The following is a 2,637-nucleotide window of genomic DNA, read 5'->3' as shown; positions in this document are numbered from 1 at the left end:
AGTTTGATTCGCATTTTAGCCCAAGACTTTACGGTGTGTGGAATATTAACTCACAGTGGACATTTAAATCGGGCGTAGCCACAGGCTACAGAGCACCAGATTTACGCGAACTAAGCCCTAATTGGGTGCAAACGAGCCGTGGTGGTGATTTATTTGGTAATGCACAATTAGAGCCTGAAACTTCAGTGAGCAAAGAAGCTGCGCTTTATTTTGCTAGCAATACTCTTCAAACTAATGTGACGCTTTTTCATAACAGCTTTAAAGATAAAATTAACACCGTTTTATGCCCAATCACTGTGTGTGGTGATGAAACTGACCGCTACAACATAAACATTGATAAAGCAGTGACTTATGGTGCTGAGCTAAATATAGAGGCTCAATTAAGTACAGATTTTACCCTTGCAACTAGCTACAGCTATACGTTTTCTGAGCAACGCAGTGGCGACAATAAAGGCCAGCCACTTACGCAAATACCTAAACATTTAGCCACGCTAAATATTAACTGGGATGTAAGCGATAATATTAATACGTGGGCACGTGCTAATTACCGCGGTAAAGAAACCGAAGCAGCCTCTATAACTAGCCGTTTAACCTCAGCGCCTTCTATTGCAACAGCAGATATAGGCAGTGCGTGGCAAGTAAACGGTAACGTTAAAGTTATGTTTGGTATTTACAATATATTTGATAAAGCAACCAGCTACGATGAATACGGCTATGTAGAAGATGGCCGACGCTACTGGCTAGCTATAGATACAAAACTATAAGGGGTGTTTATGCCAAAATTTATATTCTCTGCTGTGATACTCAGCTTTTTAGCTACGCACCCAGCTATTGCGCAAAATACACAATTAACAGCGCAAGATTATGTCGAAAAAGGCATGCAGTACGCTGATGAGTTTCCGGGGTTAACAAGCCTATGCGATATACAAAACCCGTTACGTGATTTAACAAAGCGTGTTCGCACTAATAATGAAGGTAAAAAGCGCAGTAAAAAGTTGGGTAGTAAACGGCGCTTATCAACGATTGAACCTACACAAGTGTTTGACAACCTTTATTATGTAGGTACTGGTGGAGTGGCAAGTTGGGTAGTTAAAACATCACAAGGGCTTATTGTTATTGATGCGCTAAATAACAACGAACAAGCTAAAAATTACATTGAAAAAGGTTTGCTCACACTAGGCTTAAACCCCGAAGATATTAAGTATTTAATTATTAGCCATGGGCATGGTGATCATTACGGTGGGCAAGAGTACTTAGTTAATAAATACAAACCGCGTGTTGTAATGAGTGAGGTTGAGTGGCGACGCTTAGAACAACCAAAGCTTGATTTTGAAAGCCCACGTTGGGGCAAACGGCCAACAAGAGATATAAGCACAAAAGAGGCAGATACAATTACGCTTGGCGATACTAGCATTGGCGTTCATTTAACGCCTGGACACACCCCTGGCACTATTTCGTTGTTGTTCCCAGTATACGATAATGGCAAAAAACATATGCTAAGCCTGTGGGGAGGGACTGGGCTAAACTATGGGCCTGATATTGAGCGAATTAGCGCTTACAGTGTCGCCGCTAAACGTTTTGGCAATCTGGCAATGCAAGCCGGTGTAGATGTGTTTATATCAAATCACCCTAAACGCGATGGTTCGTTTGAGCGAATAAAGCAACTTAAAAATAGAGCCCCCGAGGCGGCGCATCCATTTGTAATAGGCCAAGAGCAAGCCTCGCATGGTTTTTCTATGTTAAGCGATTGCACTTACGCGCAGGTTTTAAAAATTAAAGGAGAGTAAGGCACTTATTTGCAAAAGTTTTTAATATTAGGGGTTAACCATTTAACCAATGTGTTGTAATTTGGAGTATCTATATTTACTTTTAACGCCAGATTAAAAGGAAGAATGATGAAACCCCTCATTTTAATTTTATGCTTGTTTATAAGCTGCTCAGTGTGGGCCGAAACCACTAAAAATATGCCCGTAGCAATAAACTGGTTACAGTTAATTGATGCGGGTGAATACACAAAAAGTTGGCAACAAGCCGATGCGCTATTTAAATCGCAATTAAGTAAAGCAAACTGGAAAAGCGCCCTAAACACAGTGCGTGCGCCACTAGGTAAAGTGGCTACGCGAGAACAAATAAGTGCTAATGCTTACTCATCTTTACCTGGTGCCCCGCAAGGTAAATACCTTATTGTGCAATTTAAAACGCAATTTTCAGCAAGGCTTGCGGTGGAAACCCTTACATTAAGTAAAAGCAGTGGGCAATGGCGCGCGGTTGGCTATTTTATTAAATAACCAGCGTTCAATACCAATCCGTAATAATACATAATCATTTTCAGGGGCTAAACGTGTCGCTATCTGCGTTAAAAAATTCTCATTTACGACTGCATGGATGCAGAAGGTAGAGCAATGCAGGAGCAATTGCCGAGAACAACTAAATAGCGAATTTTTTGCCTTGCTATCATCACGTTTACTCATCCTCAAAATAGATCACTTAATTATGCGGATTGGTATAAGTTAAAAAACTATTTTGCGTATTTATTAATATTAGAAAAAGCCATTAACACATCGCGGGCATAATTAAGCCGCGGGTGAGCAAGCGCCCCTTTACGCCACGCTAAGTACAAATTGTTTTCCGGCCCTT

3 protein-coding genes are annotated in these 2,637 nt (G+C 40.9%); all 3 read left to right on the top strand.

Features of this window, described 5'->3' with window-relative positions; genetic code table 11:
• Positions 1–764: TonB-dependent receptor (locus AABI99_RS17980; protein ID WP_338367488.1), on the top strand; the 764-nt coding region annotated here is incomplete at its 5' end.
• Between the two features lie 9 nt (positions 765–773).
• A complete protein-coding gene (locus tag AABI99_RS17975) occupies positions 774–1,787 on the top strand; it encodes an MBL fold metallo-hydrolase (RefSeq protein ID WP_338367487.1) in 1,014 nt (337 codons plus the stop codon).
• A 105-nt stretch (positions 1,788–1,892) separates the two neighbouring features.
• Complete coding sequence (locus tag AABI99_RS17970) at positions 1,893–2,288, top strand: DUF4019 domain-containing protein (RefSeq protein WP_248443452.1); 396 nt, start codon at positions 1,893–1,895, stop codon at positions 2,286–2,288.
• Positions 2,289–2,637 lie beyond the last annotated feature (349 nt).

Origin of the sequence: uncultured Pseudoalteromonas sp., from assembly GCF_963922945.1 — a bacterium.
Classification (GTDB): Bacteria; Pseudomonadota; Gammaproteobacteria; order Enterobacterales; family Alteromonadaceae; genus Pseudoalteromonas.
The sequence above is the reverse complement of the archived record's forward strand: the minus strand, read 5'-3'. Positions and strand labels throughout refer to the sequence as shown.